This window comes from Candidatus Melainabacteria bacterium (assembly GCA_003963305.1).
Taxonomy (GTDB): Bacteria; Cyanobacteriota; Vampirovibrionia; order Obscuribacterales; family Obscuribacteraceae; genus PALSA-1081.
In genome coordinates, this window is sequence record RXJR01000022.1 from 88,231 (window position 1) to 106,174 (window position 17,944).

Consider the following 17,944-nt stretch of genomic DNA (forward strand, 5'->3'; position numbering starts at 1 on the left):
ACAGCTCACAACCTATTGTCGCGATGTATTTATATCAGTCATGATGCCCGATCTTCTAACTTGTTGAACAGACACGTCACGGGTCCTTAACATATCTGAACCATTCACTTGGCTTGCAGACCCGCGGTATCTCCTTCGAGCGCTGCTGTCGGGACAGCGTAAGCCGGTTTTGGAACTCGAACAATCAATCCATAAACCAGCCCGGCCACCATTCCACCCAGGTGCGCGAATATTGCGACCTGTGGAATTATTTGATCCGAAATTACACTAACTATGGCAAGAGCAGCTAGCCAATAAAGTTCTACTCGCCAGATTCTCTCAGGCAGATAATCTTTCATGCGAAAGATGCCCGCTGCGACAGCTCCGAACATGCCCATAACGGCGCCCGAGGCACCAACTTCGAGAGTGTTGGGATCGAAAAGCGTATGAGCAATGCCGCTCAACATACCGCTGATGAAGTAAATGGCCAGAAATCGCGGCGTGCCGAAAATATTTTGAGCAATTCGCCCGAACCAATAAAGACCAAGCAGATTTACGACACAGTGAGTGAGGTCTTTGTGCAAAAACAAACATGTCAGGAGTCGCCAGTACTGCCCTGACAAGACTAGCTTGGGGTCTAGCACTCCAAACTGAAAAAGTTCGAGACTCAATCTCTCACTTTCAGCACTGGGGAAATAAGTGTGCCAATCGGATATCAGATATGCAAAAGCAATGGTAATGCAAATACATGCCACCACATATGAGTGCTTATTCGGTGCGATGATGTCCTGAATAAATTCGATTTTTTGAAAGATGCGCCAGACCCGCTCATTCTGGAGTCTCCACCGCTGCGGCGTGGGCTCGGAGGAATCAATCAGCTTGAGTTGACTGTTGATCCGATTCTGCCAGGCGCTGAGGTTGGTTGCCTGGGATTTTGCACTTTCAAGTGCATTATCGAACACATCGCGTGCTTCATCCTTAGCACCGCTTGCCACCAGGCACCGTCCCATCCAGTACTGACGGGCATAGTCGGGCAAGGACTGATTTCCGTTGGCGATCAAACTCATGATTTCGTCGACGCGAGTTCGATCACCTGACAAACAGAAAAACGGCATCAACGAAAGAGCAACCCCGCGCACACTCGAACGTGACTCTTCCAGTTTCGAGTCTTCAAGGCACTTCGCCGACGATTCAATATCACCGAGCTCCCCATAGGCGCGACTGGCAGATATCTGCAAGCCGCTTGCTATCTTGGCTCCGGATTTACACTGTCGCTCGTATTGATCGACAATATACTGCCAGTTCCAGAGAATCACATTACCCGTCAGTCGATACTGCTCGATCTGCTCTCGCAGCTGATTGGGCGCGATTACTTTCCATTGATCGAGAATTTTATTGCCTGCGTTTTCATCGCCTTTGATGAAATAGCCGACCGCCTTGACCATATCGATCCAGAACTCAGCCGGTTGCCCCCAGTAAAACCACTTCAATTGCTTTGCTGCTTGCATTGCGGCATCAGCGTTGAGGACCGTAATCGATGAGTCGATGCGCGAGACGAGCACGCGAGGATATGCCCAGAAGAGAAATATTTCGCCCCACGCAAGCGCGGCGAAAAGCCAACCGGGTGCAATGAAAAAGCCCAGTAGAGAGGTGATGGCAATGACTATGCCCTGCACAAAAAAGCACCATGCCCAACTCATTTTCGAGTGGCCGTGCGACCACAACGAATAAATCGAGAGCAGCAGGGGAGGAAATAACCACAGCACGAAAGGATTATTCATCAATGGCTGTGGGCTTCCGCTTCAACTAACTGACTGTAGATTTCTTAGGACGACGGGCAGGTATCGATCGCACGAAGCGTTCGGTAATCAGCTGGGGACGAGTGATAGCCGATCCCACGACTACCGCATAAGCCCCTAGCTCGAATGCCTGTTTCACTTCTTCAGGGTACCAGACTCGCCCTTCCAGAATCACCGGCACTGATGAATGATTGACCAGCTCTTTGAGAAGATCGAATCCAGGTCCCTGCTCGCGCGGAATGGAAGTTTCTTCGGTATAACCAAACAAAGTAGTCGAAACAATGTCAGCGCCGGCTTCTAGTGCTGCGATACCTTCGGCGAAAGTGGCAACATCTGCCCAGACGGGCTTATCGAGTTCTTTGTGAATCTTTTCGATAGTTTCAGCGGCTGTCGAACCATCAGGTCGCAGCCGCGCCGTAGCGTCGAGCGCGATGATATCGGCTCCAGCATTGGCTATTGCCACTGCATCTTCGTAGCAGTTTGTGATGTAAGGCGTTTTCAGCCTGTCTTCACTGGCTACTTTGTTCGATTTGATCAGACCGCAGATTGGCACACCCAGTTGTAAGCGGGAAGAGCGCTTCACTGCTTGAATGTTCTCAATACCTTCCAATCGCAAACCTTTCGCGCCACCGTTGATGGCCGAAAGTGCAAGCGCAAGTATGTGACTGGGTGCTGCCAACGGCTCACCAGAGCTAGCTTGACATGAGACTATGAGACCTCCTTCCAGGTCTTTGATACTCGGCCAAACGGTATGCTTTCTGGTCATATTTCCTCATTTACAGCTTTGGAAGATTCAGACAAATGAACTTCGGCTGCGTCATTTCGTGCAAGGCGAAACGAACTCCCTCCAATCCTACACCTGATTCCTTGCGGCCACCATAAGGCATGTGATCAGCTCTGTAGGTCGGCGCATCATTGACAATCACGCCACCAACATCGATTGAGCGAGCCAGTTTGAATGCCACTTCAAGGTCTTTCGTGAAGACACCAGCTTGAATGCCGAAGCGCGAATCATTCATCTGTTCGATTGCGTCGTCGAGAGTTTCGTATTTCATCACAGAAACAATCGGTCCAAAAACTTCCTGGCAAACAACGAGCATGTCTGCTTTCGTTTCAGCCAGTACGATTGGATCAACCAGATTGTTGCTCTCGTTCTTTTTGCCGCCGGTGAGAACTTTCGCACCATTCTTTACGGCTGCATCCATCCATTCGAGAGTCTTCGAGCAAGACTCTTTATCAATCAAGGGACCCATGTCGGTCTTGTCATCAAGCGGGTTTCCGACCTTGAGTTCGTTGACCATATCAGTGAAGATTTTGACGAACTTGTCGTAGACCCTGGACTGTACATAGACGCGCTGCACCGAGATGCAGGTCTGCCCGGAATGAGCATAACCACCGCGGCAAGCCGCTCTGGCGGCAAGCTCCAGGTCAGCATCATCATGCACTACAAGCCCTGCGTTGCCTCCCAGTTCAAGGCAAATACGGGTGCCTGGGTGAATCTCTCTGCGCAAATTCCAACCAACTTCTGGGCTGCCTGTGAAGCTTACCAGCGCTATACGCGGATCCTTGATCAAAGTCATGCCCTTAGATCCACGGCAAGGCACGATATTAAGCGCGCCTTCCGGCAAACCCGCTTCCTTGAGCAACTCGGCCAGTCTGAAGCTGGCAACCGGAGTGGCTGATGATGGTTTCAAAACAACAGTATTTCCGGCTGCAAAAGCTGGTGCTAACTTGTGTGCCACCAGATTGAGAGGAAAGTTGAATGGTGTCACCGCTGCCACCACACCAATAGGCTCGCGGATAATCATGCCAACGCGTCCGTCGTTACCAGGAGTGAGATCCATAGGCAACTGTTCACCGTCCAGACGAACAGCTTCTTTGGCTGCTAGTCCAAAAGTATTGGCTGCCCTGGAAACTTCGATACGTGCATCTTTGATCGGCTTGCCACCTTCAAGAGCAATAATTTTTGCCAGCTCTTCCGCATTGGCCAAAATCAGGGCAGAAGTCTTTGCGAGAATTTCTGAACGCTGATAGGCCGGCATCTTCTGCATAACCTTCTTGAAGGTCTCTTGCGCAACTTCAATAGCAGTAAGAATTGTCTGTTCATCTGCCTGCCCGACAGCAGCAACAATCTGCCCATCGAACGGACTCTTCACCTCAACCATGGGAGTGCTTTTGACGCCCTTTATTGACAGCGGATACTGAACGATTTCTTTCAACATGCTCACTTCCTTGCACAAACTGCAAACTTAAAAACAATAAATATTCGTCCGGAGATACGTTCCAGAATTCTCGAAAAACCTTATGAACATGAATTATAACTTGGCTACACCAATACCGTTTTGCCTTCAACGGCGAAATCAGAGCATTAATAGTGAATTCTCTGCGACTGCCGCTTGGCAGCCCCTGATTTTCCACTCATGAGAAGGACTTAGTAATCTATATATTGCAGGGAGATTCTGTAATTGTTACTGATATGCAATGTAATCGTTGGTCTTAAGGCTTGTTCAGACAACCTTTACGCGCCTTCTGACAATGGTACACTCTGAACGGGTTTCCTTACTGACAAGCGTAATTTATCGGTCTATGCCGGAACGCAGAAAAAATTTCCCGACTTTTACTGGCTGGTTGTTGTTGCCGGCTCTGACAATTTCAAACTTGCTGGCACCGGTGGTGGCTGCAAATTCGAACACGACCATAATGATGGATAGCCCCGTAGTCAGCCGCGACTCACGAGCCAGACTTCTCCAGATCGAAAAACAACGTCAGGAGTTGCACAATCACGCAGCTTTATTACGCAAACAGGAGCAAATCGCTCTTGTTCAACTCAGTCATATTCAAACGAAACTGAATAAGACAAATACAGTTCTGCATGTACACGAACACAACATGCAGAAAACTGAATCGGTTATCAAACAAACGGAAATAAAGATCAATAAGACACAGTCAGCAGAAGAAATTCTGTCTGAGAGCGCCGCCAAGCGTCTTCGTGAGATATTCGAGGGCAATCGCGTTTCGCTTCTCGAACAGATGATGACTGTCGATTCGCTGCAATCACTGCTCGATCGTTTCTATTTCCAGGAAAGAATTGCAGAGATGGATCGCGATCTCTTGCAGGATTTGCGCGCCAAGACAGCTCAATTGGTCAATAAGAAAGGTCAGCTCGGCGAACAACGAGATAAGCTCGGCAATCTGGTATCAGAATTCGCCCAAAAAGCTATGGCGTTTGCCAAAGAGAAACTCGAGCAACAACAAGTCGCTGAGCGGCTTAAGACCCAACGCGCTTTCTATGAAAAGGCTGAACACCAGCTGGCGAGTGAATCGCATCGTCTGGAAACGGCGATCATGCAGATGGAGTCTTCGCACCGTAAGTCTAATAAAAACATGGCGACCGGCAGTGGTTCGCTGGCCATGCCGTTGAACGCGGCGGTGACATCACCGTTCGGATGGCGTCGTCACCCAATTTTCGGAGTGCGGAAATTCCACACCGGAGTTGACCTGGCAGGACCCAATCACTCGGCAATTCGTGCTGCAGATAACGGGAACGTGCTGTATACAGGATGGTATGGCGGTTACGGCAAGGTCGTAATCATCAGTCACGGCAAAGGAATGGCCACCCTTTACGCTCACATGTCGAAAGCCGACGTTTCAGTCGGGCAGAATGTCTCCAAGGGTGACGTCATCGGTCATGAAGGTACAACAGGTTTCTCCACCGGTCCACACTTGCACTTCGAAGTCAGAGTGGATGGCAAACCGAACAACCCGATGAATTATCTGCGTTAGAGTCGGTTTGTACTGACGCGAAATTCACGAATCAGGCAAGTCATTTTTAGCTTGTACATTCATTGGTTATTCCTTTTTCAAAGCAGGGTCATTGAAGTTGAAGCCTTTCAGGAGGTCTGCGTTGCGCGTGCGACTGACTGTGACCTTGGCTTCGTTCGATTCATCTACGTCTATTTGTTTTATCGGAATTTTTTTAAGCTCGCTCAATTCAGCTTCTGACCAACCTCTAGCGGTAATTCTCAAAAATTGTAGATGCATCCTTCTTAATGCGGGAAGTGATTTTGCGGTGATACTGCAATCTTTGATGATCAGGCCATGAAGATTTTTCATTGCAAGAAGCTCTGTCAGATAGTTATCTGTAAACTCCTTGCAATTGTGAAAACAAAGTGTCCTGATGTTAGGCATGGAGGCGATTTGCTTCACATCGTTTACACTCAGTTCCCGCCAAACTTTCGATTCGTTTTCAGTTTGCATTCCGCCCATGTACGAGAGAAAGGCAAGCGAGTCTCGTCCTAGCATTTTCAAGACTGAAGTGGGGTCGTCGACGGGGCCAAAGGAGAGCTCATTCAGTGATTGCAGATGCTTGTATTTTAAAATCTCGGCGGCAGGTAGCCGAGTTTCATCGATGTCCAGAGCTTCCAGCGGCAGGTTCACAATCGGCTCGAGAGTAGTTATGTCACTACCCGCAATATCAAGCTTTTTCACATGTTTTACATTGGACAACATCTTGAGGGTATCGTCCGAAACCCGATAGACTCCGGCATACACAAGCAATCCGAAATTAACATCGACAAGATTTTTCAATATGTTAGGGTCTGCCGAATCTTCCTCATCCAAATACAGATTTACAAGTTTGCCATCAGGATAGAAATCACCCAGTGCAATCTCAGGTTTTTGTGTTGTAGAACCGAGCGAAATGCGCCCGCATTTGCTCGGGAAGTGAAGCACCTCTCTTTTGTGTGCGCCATTACCAACGAACTCCCTGGTCGGGTAATGAAGCACCGCCTTATAGTCGACGAAAACTTTCTGAGCAGATTTTTTGTCAGCCAGCTCGGACTCCCTTTTGCGTTCATCTCTGAATGCCTGATCGGCGGAAAATTCAGCGGCGAAAATAACTTTACGGTCTATAAAGCTCATCGCCAGACAGCTCAAAACTGCTGTAATTACCACAATTGAAAGGTCCATCACTAATTCACGACGGTTCTTTCCTGGCTCTCGCGCGGGACTGCGAGCAACGGCTGTCTCATTTTTTACAGACAGGTTCTCTTTAATCTTCTTCAAATCAGTAATCAATCGATCGAGTCCCTGGTATCGATCCTGAACATTTACTTCCAGCATTTTGACAATTACCGCTTCCAGTGCTGATGGAAACTCACTGCCCAGTGACGCTTCCTTCAACGTCGGAGGCTTATCGGTAATGCGCATGAGCATTGTAGTCATGGCGTTCTCACCAATAAATGGCGGCGTGCCGGTCAGACACTCGAATAGTACACAGCCAAGGGAGTAAATATCCGTTCTCAGATCAACAGGCGTACCCTGACACTGCTCAGGGCTCATATAAATTGGGCTTCCGAAGATTTCACCAGTTTTGGTCAATTCCTGAATTTCGCCTTGATCAGACTGCGATAACTTTGCTATTCCAAAATCCAAAATCTTGACGGTTCCCTTCCCAGGCAACTGGTTCGGATTTAAAATCATGATGTTGCTGGGTTTGATATCGCGATGCACTACTCCCTGCAAATGCGCATAATGAAGCCCTTCACAAAGTTGAAGTGCCAGAGGGATTACATAGTTTAACGACAGGCTGCCGGATTTTTTTAGCAGCTGTGCTAACGTGTATCCTTCTACAAGATCCATTACTAAAAATGGCTGATCGTCTCCATGAATGCCGAAATCGTGCACCTCTATCAGGCTCGGGTGCTTCAGTTGGGCGGTTGTACGTGCCTCCTGCTGGAAGCGCCGCACCGCGGAATCTGTGTGATGTTGTTTGGCAAGAAGCTTTAATGCAAACTCTTTGCCCAGAAAAATTTGCTCTACCTGATAGACATCGCTCATGCCACCACTACCGATGCATGCGAGCACCTTGTAATTCGTGGCAATAATGGTGCCAGGCGACAACTTAATGTCGACGGTATTACCATCAGATTTTGGTGGCTGCTTGTTTCGATCATGATTCATTTAACTGACGGCTCTTCGTGATCGGATTTTCCTGACCGCTTGGATTGATCATGTGACAGCGACTCTGAGGAATCAAAAAATAAGGCTTGCGTGTCGGAGAACTTCTGACGCTGTTTTGCGTCTTGCTCCTGCAATCTCGGTTCTCTTATATCAACCGCAAAGGGTAATTGATGCAGTTTAGCAACATCGGTCTTCGACCATCCGACCGTGGTGAGCGTCAAGTTGACTAATTTTTGCCTTTTAAGAAGGGGTATCGAGCGGGGACTTATACTGCACTCCTTCAATTCAAGCGCATCCATCTTTTTCGAATTAAGGAGCTTCGCAAGACAATCGTCATTGAATTCAGGCGAGTGGAGCACAGCCAGACTGGATAAATGAGGAATTTTGATGAGCAATTCGACGTCACTGAGATTTAAACCTCTTGCGTTGGTCTTCTGCTCATTTATCTCTGGACCAGTATATTTCAAGAAATTGAGTCTGGAGTTTTCTGCCAATGCCGCAAGCGTTTTCTTGGGCTCTTTGACCGGACCAAAGTTGAACAGCAAAAGTTCTCGGAAACGTTTGACGCGTAATAACTCAGACAGCGGTACGTGTGTATCTGTGACATCGAGTCGACTTAGATAGGGTGCATCATAAATCGGTTCGAGGTTGCTAATCGGGGCACCGGCAATACAAAGATGTTCAATGTGCTTGATTGGTGTAAACATTTTCAGTGTCTGGTTGTCGATACCGACCTGTGCAGAACCAAAACCCAGCTGACCAAACTTAACTTCAGACAAATTCTCCAAAAAACTGGGGTCCGTCGCAGCTTCTTCGTTCAATTTAAACGAGACTAAAGTTCCTTGTGGAATACGAAAAACTCCTTTAGCAGGACGCTCGGCGGCACTACCGATACTAATCAATCCTGACGCGGCAGGAAAATGCAAGAACTCTTCCGCACCATGCTCAGTATCAACTACTTGCCGCCAGGGATGCTGCAGTCGGGTTTCAAAATGAGGCATTTCACCCGGCAACAGATTTGCATCACTTTTGATTGATAGTGGCTTTTCCACATCTGCTAACAATGCAGGTACAACGAACTGCTTGTCGAAAAAATATGTGCCCGTGCAACAAATGAAGGCCGTCACTAGCACAAGTAAAATCTGTTTTGTATAGGCGATTTTCGGTTTGCGTCCCTTTACTTGGCGCGGCAAAACGGCATCTGGGTCACCGATGCGCATGAGACTCTGAATCACCGAACCAAAGTCTCGAAATCGTTCATCTGGTTCAACGGAAAGCATCTTCTGGACAATGAGTTCAAGCGCCGGTGGAAAGTCCAACCCCAGCGAGCCATCTTTCAGTGAGGCTGCACGATCTGTAAGTCGCTTTACCATCGTCGACATGGCGGTGTCACCGACGAATGGCGGCAGCCCTGTAAGACACTCATAAACGACACAACCAAGAGAGTAAATGTCAGTTCGTTGGTCGACGACCGTACCGCGACACTGCTCCGGGCTCATGTAAAGCGGACTACCGAATATCTCCCCAGTCCTCGTCAGTGCTTGAATCTCGCCACCTTCGGACTGCATAAGTTTTGCGATGCCAAAATCGACGATCTTGACAGTACCTTCACCCGGTAACTTGTTAGGATTCAGTACAATTATGTTGCTGGGTTTGATATCGCGATGGACGATACCCTGTTCGTGCGCATACATAAGACCAAAGCCTACTTGTATTGCAAGCGCAACTACGTAGTCGACCGGCAAAACCCGCTTCTCTTTAATGATTTGATCGAGCGGCACACCGGTTACGTAGTCCATCACAAGAAAGGGCTGACCGTCGTCATTAATTCCGAAATCATGAACTTCAACGAGATTGGGATGTCGCAGTGTAGCAGCCATTTTCGCCTCTAGCTGAAATCGCCGAACTGCAACGTCGGTTTGTCTGCTAACGTCCAGCAGCTTCAAGGCAAACTTCTTCTTCAAGTCGATTTGTTCGACAAGATAAACAATGCCCATGCCACCACTGCCAAGAATCGAAAGTACTTTGTACTTTCTGGCGATCAAGGTGCCCGGCGACAGCTCTTTTACTTCGCCCTGGGTCAGCGTGCGTGTTGTGGGATCTTGTTCTGACATCTACTCGAACTGAGCTGTTGTCTGTACTTTATTCCACGCCAATGAGAAAAGGCGCCTGTCGGCGCCCATCTCTCAGACCTCTAGTCAAAAGTTTAAGAGCATTCGAATCCATATTTCAGGTTACATCTGGTTGAGAGATTAAATCGCTTATGCTCTTCGCAAAAGATGACGGGAGCTTAGAGCTTTTGGTTCCTAATTCTTTCGACCGACTCCGAGGCTTCGACTCGATTGGGTTTTGGAGGTATTGCTGGGCCAAATTCCTCCCAAATAGCGGCCGCCATCTCCGGATTCTTTTGTTTGCGCAGAAAAGCTGCATACGCCCGGGCTACTTGACGCTTGAAGCCCAGATCATGCAAATCAGGGTTGCTGGTAAATTGATAGATGGCAAACTGGTAACGCTCCGCCGCGCGGATGTTAAACCCTGTCGCTTCAGCCCGCTGAGCCTCAATAAACGCATCTAGAGCCTCACGATTTGATTGTTTCAGCTGACTATCCGATGGCTTATGAGTCTCCAGATTGTCGACAAAGGCTGTGGGTGTAATTGCATTGGCAAGATTGGATTTCGGGATTGGCTTGGACGCGGCTTTTCTTGCTGATGTGCTCTGGTCTGGAATGACTTGTTTTGGCCAGACGTTCGGTTTAAACCAAGCACCGCCAGCACTAGGTCGCCTTTCCTCCGATTCGGACGGAGCGCTCGATTCTGTTGACTCCTTATAAGATAAATCGCTAGCCTTCGCTGGAATAATGTGTAAGAAAGCCAACAAAGCCGCAGCTGTTGCTCGCATTTTGCGCTTGCAAGCATCGACAAGGCGCCTACCAACCGGGCAATCTCTGGTAATGATGGTTCCATCTTGCCTGCGATAAAGTCGAATGCACAGTTGCTCATCGCTGTTTTGAAAAAGCTCTTTTACTTCCTTTCTGGTCATGTCGGAAAGGTTGTAGACATTAAGCCTGCAAAGCGTGCAGTGCCTGATTCTTTCATCACCTTCGATGCTTTCCATGCCTTCCCAACTGATTGGACAAGGGGCTGCTACGGCAACATCATCTATGTTGAACTTTGGTCGACGAAACATGACCATGCCCTCGAAATAGCCTGTAAAGCCCATCATAGAGATGAAGTCAGTTCGTGGAAAGTTGTAAATCGGCTGATAATGGGGAGATCCCCTACTGACTTTCCCTGGGGCGCCGTCGAAGCCCAAATATTTAACACAGGAATGTCCTACAAATCCGACAAGCGTCTAGAATAGGTATGGGCGCTCGCTTACTTTCTAGCAGGCAGCGTGGAGGTATTCCCGGCGAAACGTGAGCAGGCTTGCGTTGCGGCAGGTTTACTTTTGAACCACTTACCAGAGATCACACGGAGCAGCAAAATTGACCTTCTCTGACAACAGAAAGGAATCACTGGGAGATCGGATGCGGCGCAGATCCTTTACAGCGCCTGGAATGCCACCGCCAGTCCAACCTGCTCCAACCGAAACCGCGCCCATGATTTCTGAAGCGATGATGGCGCTGTCAGGGGATCTAAGTGAAAAGCCTATTCAATGGCTTCTCATGGCTGCCCAGCATTATGAAGTAACCGGCAGGCTCCAACTTGGTCTTGCGGCCTGTCCGGTGAACATTCAGTTTGGCTTAGGACGACCACTGCACGCCCAGTCGCCTTTCTGCGTCGGTTCAGAGGCTATTCTCGACCTATTTATCTGGAAAGACGGCAGAATCCAATTCGAGACGGGCAAGCACCCTGAACACGTTTCAGTACATGAGTCGGTCGAGGAATTAATACAACGCGGTGAGGCTTACGCCGAAAGCCAGGTCTTCCTGGAGCAGCACGCAATCAACGAGCTTTCGTTTTTAATGCGACCGCCGACGCGAGTTAGCACCGAAGATATTGAGAAGCGCCTTAAGGATGGGCAGCCCATAGACACCAACATCCAGATGGAGTTTTATTCGAACATCTACGGCACGCGCAACATCAAAGACACAGCCGAAAAGCTCAGTTTGCAGCCGAGCCGCTGGACTTCGATAGCGGCGAACCTCTTGCAACTGGGAATCTTGTTTACACCAGACGGAAGAAGCATCGCGACGATTGCGGATAAGCGGGTGACTGAGCCTAAACCAACGGCCGAATTCGAAGCTCTAAAACTACCAACCGCCGATTCGCCGCCCCAACCGGTAGCACAAGCTGCTGCTGGAGGAGCATTGTCCAGTCTGTGGCAGACGAAGGCAACGGTGCATACCCCGCCAGTACAGGCACCACCGCTCGCTTCAGAAGTAACCATGACTCCAGCCACCATGGCACAGTCTGGAATCGCCAATCACATCGTCACCCTTGACCAGACAGACTATAACCGCGTTCTGGGCTTGCTCAGTTCGCCTGACGACGGCATCTATACATTCGAAGCCCTGCAATTTTTCCTGGCCAAAGAATTTGCCAGAGCTTGCCGCTTCAAGACTAGTTTGACTCTGGTTCTTTACACGATAACTTGCAGAGAACCAGCGGTACCACCGGCGATATCACAACTGGTCACTACGACTGTCAGTCGCATCAAACGAGATGTAGATGTGTTCGGACACTTCGGCACCCGAGCCTATGCTTTGCTGCTGCCTAATATCGAAAGCAATCAGGCTTGTTTACTGGTCGACCGAATCAGCAAAGACCTTTTGGAAGTCAATCCAACGCTAAAGGATAGCGGAGTCGCGCTCCATTTTGGACTCGCTTCAGTTCCAGGTGACACAAGTGAGATCAACGGGCTTGTGAAAGCTGCTCAGGTTTCCATGTTCCATGCTACGAGCAACAGACTTTTGCGAACACAGGCACAACAGCTTCGCCAATAAGCATCTCGAGATCTTAAAGCTTCGCCAGGAGACACATCTCTACCGCCTGATTCTGTTCAAATTGACCACAGTATCTGGCAGACTGTCTTCAAAAGCTTTTGCTTGCTCCGTGCTGATATTAGAGCAGTCGCGAAAGTCGACCAGGCGCAAATTCTTTAGCCCACGCAGAACCTCAAATGATTTCGGCGTCAGACCACAATCATTGAAGTTGATGAACACTAAATTCTTCAGACGCGACAGATGCTCTACGCCCTTATCGGAAATGTGACAGCTTGCTAAATCCAAACTCCGCAGTTTCGGATTTAGATAAGCGAGATCGTCATCGCGCAAACTTGATCCTGAAGCATCGAGAACGACTAGATGTGGCATTTCTTGCAGCTCTTTCAAAACGCCGATCGGTACACGACAGTTGTTGATGCCGACATATCGCAACTGCAATTTACCAAAGCCTCTAAACGTAGAATTGTTGGAAGAAGAACCTGAGAGATCAAGCTCACGCTCGTCCCTGGAATGATGAAACCGAACCACCGTGTTCGGCAAGGCGGTTGCTAGTTCATCAACATCTTTTTTCCGTATCCCGGCATTATTTTGAAGGTCCACATAATACAGATTCGGCAGCATTTTCAAATACTTCAGTGACGCTGCAGTAATCTGATTGTCCTGCAATTCGAGTCTGGCAAGACTTTTGACATTTGAAATCAGTTGAACGCAGCGATCATCAAGATGACAAGACTTCAGAGTCAAACCGACCAAATCATGATTCAGTTCTCTTAAATCGTCGGGTGAAAGTTCGAGTGATTCGGCATGCAGAAAACGCAAAGTCGGAATCTTTTGTAACGCCAGGAAAGCCTTACGGGTCAGTCTGGGACAGTTTCTTATATCAACTGACTTAAGCGGCAGATCCGATAAGGCGATTATGTCACTGTCAGTTATGTTGGTATTTGAAACCGACAGAAACTCTAATTTACTCAATGTAGAAATCTTGCGGAAGTTACCGATACACCCGTCCGCCCGCAAACCGTAACCCGTGCAGAACTTCATCACTGAGTCGAGTTTTGTACTTCCCGTCAGCTCGCCCTTACTTAAAACCGGAGGATTGATGGCAAAATTGTTAGCACCAGCTGCAGTGCCGGCGGAAGAAGGTTCAGCCAAGCTGGTTCGTATCGCCCCAACTTGTTGCTGCATGCTGGCTAAACAACCAAGTGTCATAGCATACAATGCAACTGCCGCAGCTGCACACAGAGCGAACGACGTAAGAACTATCTGATCGCGTTTCTTGTTGGTAAGAATTGTCCTCTCTAATGCGACCGTGTCAATCCGCTGCATCTCTGAAAGACTTGCTGCAGATTCATGCCGGAGAATCCTGTATCGATGGGGAATTTTACGAGATGGTATCTCTAGGGCTACAGGTCGGCGCCGCTGCACTGACAACAGTGCCTCATTCAATTCCTGTGCGTCAGGGTATCGTTCACTCCGCTTTTTGGACAGCGCCTTGCGAAAGAAGACTTCAATCTCGGAGGGTTGCCTGGTGTCAGTTGCAGCAGCAAGACTTGAGGGACTAGCATGCCTTTGCAGAGCCAATTCATTCACAGTAGCACTTGCCTGAGGAGGCAATCCGGTTATGCACTCATACAGAATGAGCGCCAGCGCATAAGTGTCGCTTTCTGCGCATGCAGCTTCGCCCCGCAACTGCTCCAGACTCATATAGAGTGGAACTCCGACTCCTCCTGCAGGGGGCTTATTCCCCAGGGAAGCAATGTAACCGATGCCCAGATCACTGAGAATAACTCGATCGTCGTCGATCCAGATGCATCGTGGAGTCAGACAGCCATGAAAGAGTCCTTTCTTGTGCATAGCATCCAGAGTTTGAGAGGCAGAAATTCCCAGACGCAGACACTCTTCGATGCTAACAATCTTGCGGTGTTGCAAAATGTGAGAGAGTTGATCTCCGGATGATCTAGCAAACACAAGATAAGGTTCGTCATAACTTGTAGAACCGTAGCTAATGACGGGCTGGGTGCTCTCTGGCGCTGTTTGTTGCAGACCTTCAATGTAGGCTGCGATTGATGAGTGGACTGATTCTGCCTGATAGAAGCTCTCCTCAAAAATGTGCACTTCGCAGAATTGCTGATCCGCATTCAGTCCCTGGTAAATCGAGCGAACGTTATCGTGGCGAAGAACCTTTTCAAGCCTTATATCCCCGCACTGCGTGCCCAATCTTTCGAGATAGCGAGTATCGTTATCCAGCATCGTCATCCATCTCTGAATCATCGCTCGACGCAGATGGTATTTCAAACCAGAAAATGCTGCCACTGCCTGCATTTGACTCGACACCAATAGCGCCACCATGGCGTTCTACGATTGCTTTGCATATCGACAAACCCAGTCCGGAGCCGCCTAACTTCGAGTCATCGCTGGCCTGCACTTGCTGAAATCTATCGAAGATTTTGGATTCCATTCCCTGGGGCACACCACGACCATGATCAGCAACTGCAAAGCGCACGGCCGTTTCGTTTTCCTTGACCGAGACGTCGATTCGCTCTTTCTCGGGTGAGAACTTAATGGCGTTGGAGATTAGATTGACCATAACCTGAATCAGTCTCTCCGAGTCGCCATAGAAGTAGGGATTAGAATGTTCTGCAATATGCAGTTCGATCTGCTTCTTTGACGCCAATCCCTGCATGAGATGAACGGCTGGATTGATTATGGCTTCGGCATTTATGCCAATTAAATCGAGGTCGATTTCTCCCGACTCAAGCTTTTCCATACTCAGCAAACCATTTACCAGCCCGATCAGACGATCGATGCTCTCTGTCGCCATGCCTATTCGCTCGCTTGCGGTATCTGGCAGCTGCCCGTATATACCCCGAACGGCATTTTGCATTATCAGTTGAATTGAGCTCAAAGGTGCACGCAGATCGTGGCTGACCATGGCTACAAAATCTCGTTTCAGACGCTCCACTTGCTTGCGTTGACTGATGTCGTGAATGACACAAAACAACGCTCTATCCTCAGCAGACCAGCGAGCCGACCAGGCGCATTCGATTAATGCGCCGTCCTTCTTACGCATAGTGTTTTCGATCTCAACCGGCTCATCTTGATCTGCTGCACGAACAAGCGCAGACAAGGTAGCTTCCTTCTCCTCATCCTTCATGATGTCGAGAAATCTTCTGCCGACGATCAGATCGGGGGTAAGTCCAAACACCGCTGTCACTGCTGGATTTATGTCGATACAGATGCCGGTCTTGTCTAAACTGAGAATTACATCGACAGCATTTGTTATCAACGCTTGCTCACGTCTTATTGTTTCAGACAAGATCTCTGCCATCTCATGAAAGGATCTGTCTAACTGACCCAGCTCATCGTGCGCATCTTCCAGCGGTGCTTGCAGTGGGACTCCGGCGCTCAGTCTGACTGAATTGGCGCGCACTCTGTCCACTTTCCGAGCGATTCCCCGAGTAAAGGCCAACATCAAAAGAATTGCAATTATAACGTTTGCGAAAACTCCTGCTCCGAGAAAGTAGAGAACGGTTTCATAAGATTGGCTCTCGGCCTTGACCTCAGACTGCTGCTCTCGCTCGAATGATTCAAGCAATCCATTCACCTGACGTGTTTTAGTGAGCAAAATATCCTTCAAGACCATTGCATAGTAGTCTCGCTGTGGCGTGTGCGATATGGCGGCTTTACGAAACCGCTCAATCACCTGCAGCCCTTCCACGAGAGTGTCGGAAAGCTCTTTCATCTCACGCTCGTGGGCACTGCCTCTGGTGAGTTCGACGAGAGATGCCATCTGTACAGGAATTTTTTCAAGATATTGCTTATACGAGCGCTGAAATTCGTCGGAGTCGGGCGCATCTGGTGACATCACTTGCTGAGTGAGACCGATCGATGCGTTGTCTACCGATCCGGAAAGCTTGTTCAACTGCGAAATTACTTCGCGAACCGTTCTCTCATGCTGTACTTGCTCGTGCGAATGGCGCAAAAGCATAGCAAGAGACAGAACAAACGCCAGCTGGAGGAGCAAAGTGATTGAGACAAACGCGATACCCTTTTCGAAGAGACTGAGCTTGATCAATAGTCATCCTCATGATTACTTGTCATGCGCAGCCACTGCTCCAAAGGATCCAGAATTCAAGATTTTGACAGGGCGGTAGCAGTCGCGCAATCACCTATTTATTTGCATCATCGACTACGTATCCGACTTTATGCACAGTCCGAAAAATTGACGGTTGCCCTTCTAGATCCAATTTCTTGCGCAAATTTTTGATGTGAGAGCGAATCATTTCTGCCGAAGTATCTTCGTCAGCCGGCCAGACACGCGCAATCAACGTAGTGGCGTTGAACACTCTGCCCTTGTTTCGCATCATAAATTCGAGCAACGAAAATTCTTTTGGAGTGAGATGAATTTCTTTGCCGTCTTGCATTACTTTCCTGGCTTCGAAATCCAAAACAATATTGCCTACCTGCACCTGACTGTTTGTGAAACCTTCAGCGTTTCGCCTCAAGAGGGCGCGAATGCGAGCAACCAATTCACGCCAATCGAAGGGCTTGGCAAGGTAGTCGTCGGCGCCGGCATCAAGCCCATCAATCTTCTGATTGACATCGCTCTGCCCTGTCAGCATTAAAATGGCACACTTCTTGCCTGCCCTGCGCGCCTGACGGCAGACATCTTTGCCATTCATTCCTGGCAACATCACATCCAGGACAAGCACGTCATAGTCGTAGGTTTCAATCAATTCCAGAGCTGATTCGCCGTCAAAGACGGCCTCGACAGTATGCCTTTCAGAACGCAGCACGTCGGCCACTGATGCATTCAGCGATATATCATCTTCGCAAATCAGTATCTTAGCCATGTCCGACTCACCAGGTTACACCAAATATGGTACCAAAAGAAAACGCCCGCGCATCGCGCTGGCGTAATCAAAACTGACAACTAGCTGGAGCGATTGAGATCAGGCGATTCGAGAAGCCTTTTTCTTCAACTCTTGAACGAGATCTTCCTGACCGAGAACATAGCCGCGGCGTGCCTGGTCATCGGCATAAGCAATAATCGCTTCAGTGACATTGTTGAGCATAGACATTGGAACGAATTCGCTAACTTGATTGAGCAGTCTTTCAACAGTCACCCACTCTTCCGTGTTCAACGGAATAGCATCATCAAGTCGGGCGATAATGGTGTAGTTGCGGAGCTTGTCAGTCTTAGTATTCATAATCTAGTCCTTCAATACAGTTGTTTGCTCACAGCTAGTGAACGGTCGG

Annotated in this window: 12 protein-coding genes; 2 read left to right on the plus strand and 10 right to left on the minus strand. The window is 48.8% G+C overall.

Translation table 11 applies throughout. The annotated features are described in order from the left end of the window. Positions 1-104: 104 nt before the first annotated feature. From EKK48_21250 to EKK48_21260, 3 genes are read right to left on the minus strand one after another with little or no spacing between them, the layout of a single operon-like run. Positions 105-1,760: a rhomboid family intramembrane serine protease gene (locus EKK48_21250; protein ID RTL38435.1), complete on the minus strand. Its 1,656-nt coding sequence runs from the start codon at positions 1,758-1,760 to the stop codon at positions 105-107. Between the two features lie 25 nt (positions 1,761-1,785). Next, positions 1,786-2,544: an N-acetylmannosamine-6-phosphate 2-epimerase gene (locus tag EKK48_21255; GenBank protein RTL38436.1), complete on the minus strand. Its 759-nt coding sequence runs from the start codon at positions 2,542-2,544 to the stop codon at positions 1,786-1,788. A gap of 10 nt (positions 2,545-2,554) precedes the next feature. Continuing rightward, entirely contained in the window at positions 2,555-4,000 is a 1,446-nt protein-coding gene (locus EKK48_21260) for an aldehyde dehydrogenase family protein (protein ID RTL38437.1), read from the minus strand. A gap of 313 nt (positions 4,001-4,313) precedes the next feature. Here EKK48_21260 and EKK48_21265 point away from each other — a divergent pair, with 313 nt between their 5' ends. Beyond that, positions 4,314-5,561 (plus strand): hypothetical protein, encoded by a 1,248-nt coding sequence (locus EKK48_21265; GenBank protein RTL38438.1) that lies wholly within the window; start codon positions 4,314-4,316, stop codon positions 5,559-5,561. 66 nt (positions 5,562-5,627) lie between these two features. Here the strand turns inward: EKK48_21265 and EKK48_21270 are convergent, their stop codons facing one another. From EKK48_21270 to EKK48_21280, 3 genes are all read right to left on the minus strand, one after another. Further along, positions 5,628-7,739, minus strand: coding sequence for a serine/threonine protein kinase (locus EKK48_21270; GenBank protein ID RTL38439.1), 2,112 nt, complete (start codon positions 7,737-7,739; stop codon positions 5,628-5,630). Further along, positions 7,736-9,853 carry a serine/threonine protein kinase gene (locus tag EKK48_21275; protein ID RTL38440.1) on the minus strand — a complete coding sequence of 706 codons (2,118 nt, stop codon included), beginning with the start codon at positions 9,851-9,853 and terminating at the stop codon, positions 7,736-7,738. Before EKK48_21275 ends, EKK48_21270 begins: the two co-directional genes overlap by 4 nt. Before the next feature lie 176 nt (positions 9,854-10,029). Continuing rightward, positions 10,030-10,962: a hypothetical protein gene (locus tag EKK48_21280; GenBank protein ID RTL38441.1), complete on the minus strand. Its 933-nt coding sequence runs from the start codon at positions 10,960-10,962 to the stop codon at positions 10,030-10,032. A gap of 304 nt (positions 10,963-11,266) precedes the next feature. On the opposite strand from EKK48_21280, the gene EKK48_21285 reads away from it, so the two are divergent. Further along, positions 11,267-12,685 carry a DUF4388 domain-containing protein gene (locus EKK48_21285; protein ID RTL38442.1) on the plus strand — a complete coding sequence of 473 codons (1,419 nt, stop codon included), beginning with the start codon at positions 11,267-11,269 and terminating at the stop codon, positions 12,683-12,685. A 39-nt stretch (positions 12,686-12,724) separates the two neighbouring features. On the opposite strand, the gene EKK48_21290 is transcribed toward EKK48_21285, so the two are convergent. The 4 genes from EKK48_21290 to EKK48_21305 all read right to left on the minus strand — a co-directional run bounded on the left by EKK48_21290 (position 12,725) and on the right by EKK48_21305 (position 17,895). Then, positions 12,725-15,034 (minus strand): hypothetical protein, encoded by a 2,310-nt coding sequence (locus tag EKK48_21290; GenBank protein ID RTL38443.1) that lies wholly within the window; start codon positions 15,032-15,034, stop codon positions 12,725-12,727. Then, entirely contained in the window at positions 14,925-16,760 is a 1,836-nt protein-coding gene (locus EKK48_21295) for a PAS domain S-box protein (protein ID RTL38444.1), read from the minus strand. Before EKK48_21295 ends, EKK48_21290 begins: the two co-directional genes overlap by 110 nt. Before the next feature lie 94 nt (positions 16,761-16,854). Next, positions 16,855-17,538: a response regulator transcription factor gene (locus tag EKK48_21300; GenBank protein ID RTL38445.1), complete on the minus strand. Its 684-nt coding sequence runs from the start codon at positions 17,536-17,538 to the stop codon at positions 16,855-16,857. A 99-nt stretch (positions 17,539-17,637) separates the two neighbouring features. Continuing rightward, a complete protein-coding gene (locus EKK48_21305) occupies positions 17,638-17,895 on the minus strand; it encodes a hypothetical protein (GenBank protein ID RTL38446.1) in 258 nt (85 codons plus the stop codon). Positions 17,896-17,944: the final 49 nt, after the last annotated feature.

Coding starts and splice junctions, on each gene's coding strand:
- EKK48_21250 (RTL38435.1), bottom strand. CDS start 1,760: ATGAATAATCCTTTCGTGCTGTGGTTATTTCCTCCCCTGCTGCTCTCG.
- EKK48_21255 (RTL38436.1), bottom strand. CDS start 2,544: ATGACCAGAAAGCATACCGTTTGGCCGAGTATCAAAGACCTGGAAGGA.
- EKK48_21260 (RTL38437.1), bottom strand. CDS start 4,000: ATGTTGAAAGAAATCGTTCAGTATCCGCTGTCAATAAAGGGCGTCAAA.
- EKK48_21265 (RTL38438.1), top strand. CDS start 4,314: ATGGTACACTCTGAACGGGTTTCCTTACTGACAAGCGTAATTTATCGG.
- EKK48_21270 (RTL38439.1), bottom strand. CDS start 7,739: ATGAATCATGATCGAAACAAGCAGCCACCAAAATCTGATGGTAATACC.
- EKK48_21275 (RTL38440.1), bottom strand. CDS start 9,853: ATGTCAGAACAAGATCCCACAACACGCACGCTGACCCAGGGCGAAGTA.
- EKK48_21280 (RTL38441.1), bottom strand. CDS start 10,962: ATGATGGGCTTTACAGGCTATTTCGAGGGCATGGTCATGTTTCGTCGA.
- EKK48_21285 (RTL38442.1), top strand. CDS start 11,267: ATGCGGCGCAGATCCTTTACAGCGCCTGGAATGCCACCGCCAGTCCAA.
- EKK48_21290 (RTL38443.1), bottom strand. CDS start 15,034: ATGGTGGCGCTATTGGTGTCGAGTCAAATGCAGGCAGTGGCAGCATTT.
- EKK48_21300 (RTL38445.1), bottom strand. CDS start 17,538: ATGGCTAAGATACTGATTTGCGAAGATGATATATCGCTGAATGCATCA.
- EKK48_21305 (RTL38446.1), bottom strand. CDS start 17,895: ATGAATACTAAGACTGACAAGCTCCGCAACTACACCATTATCGCCCGA.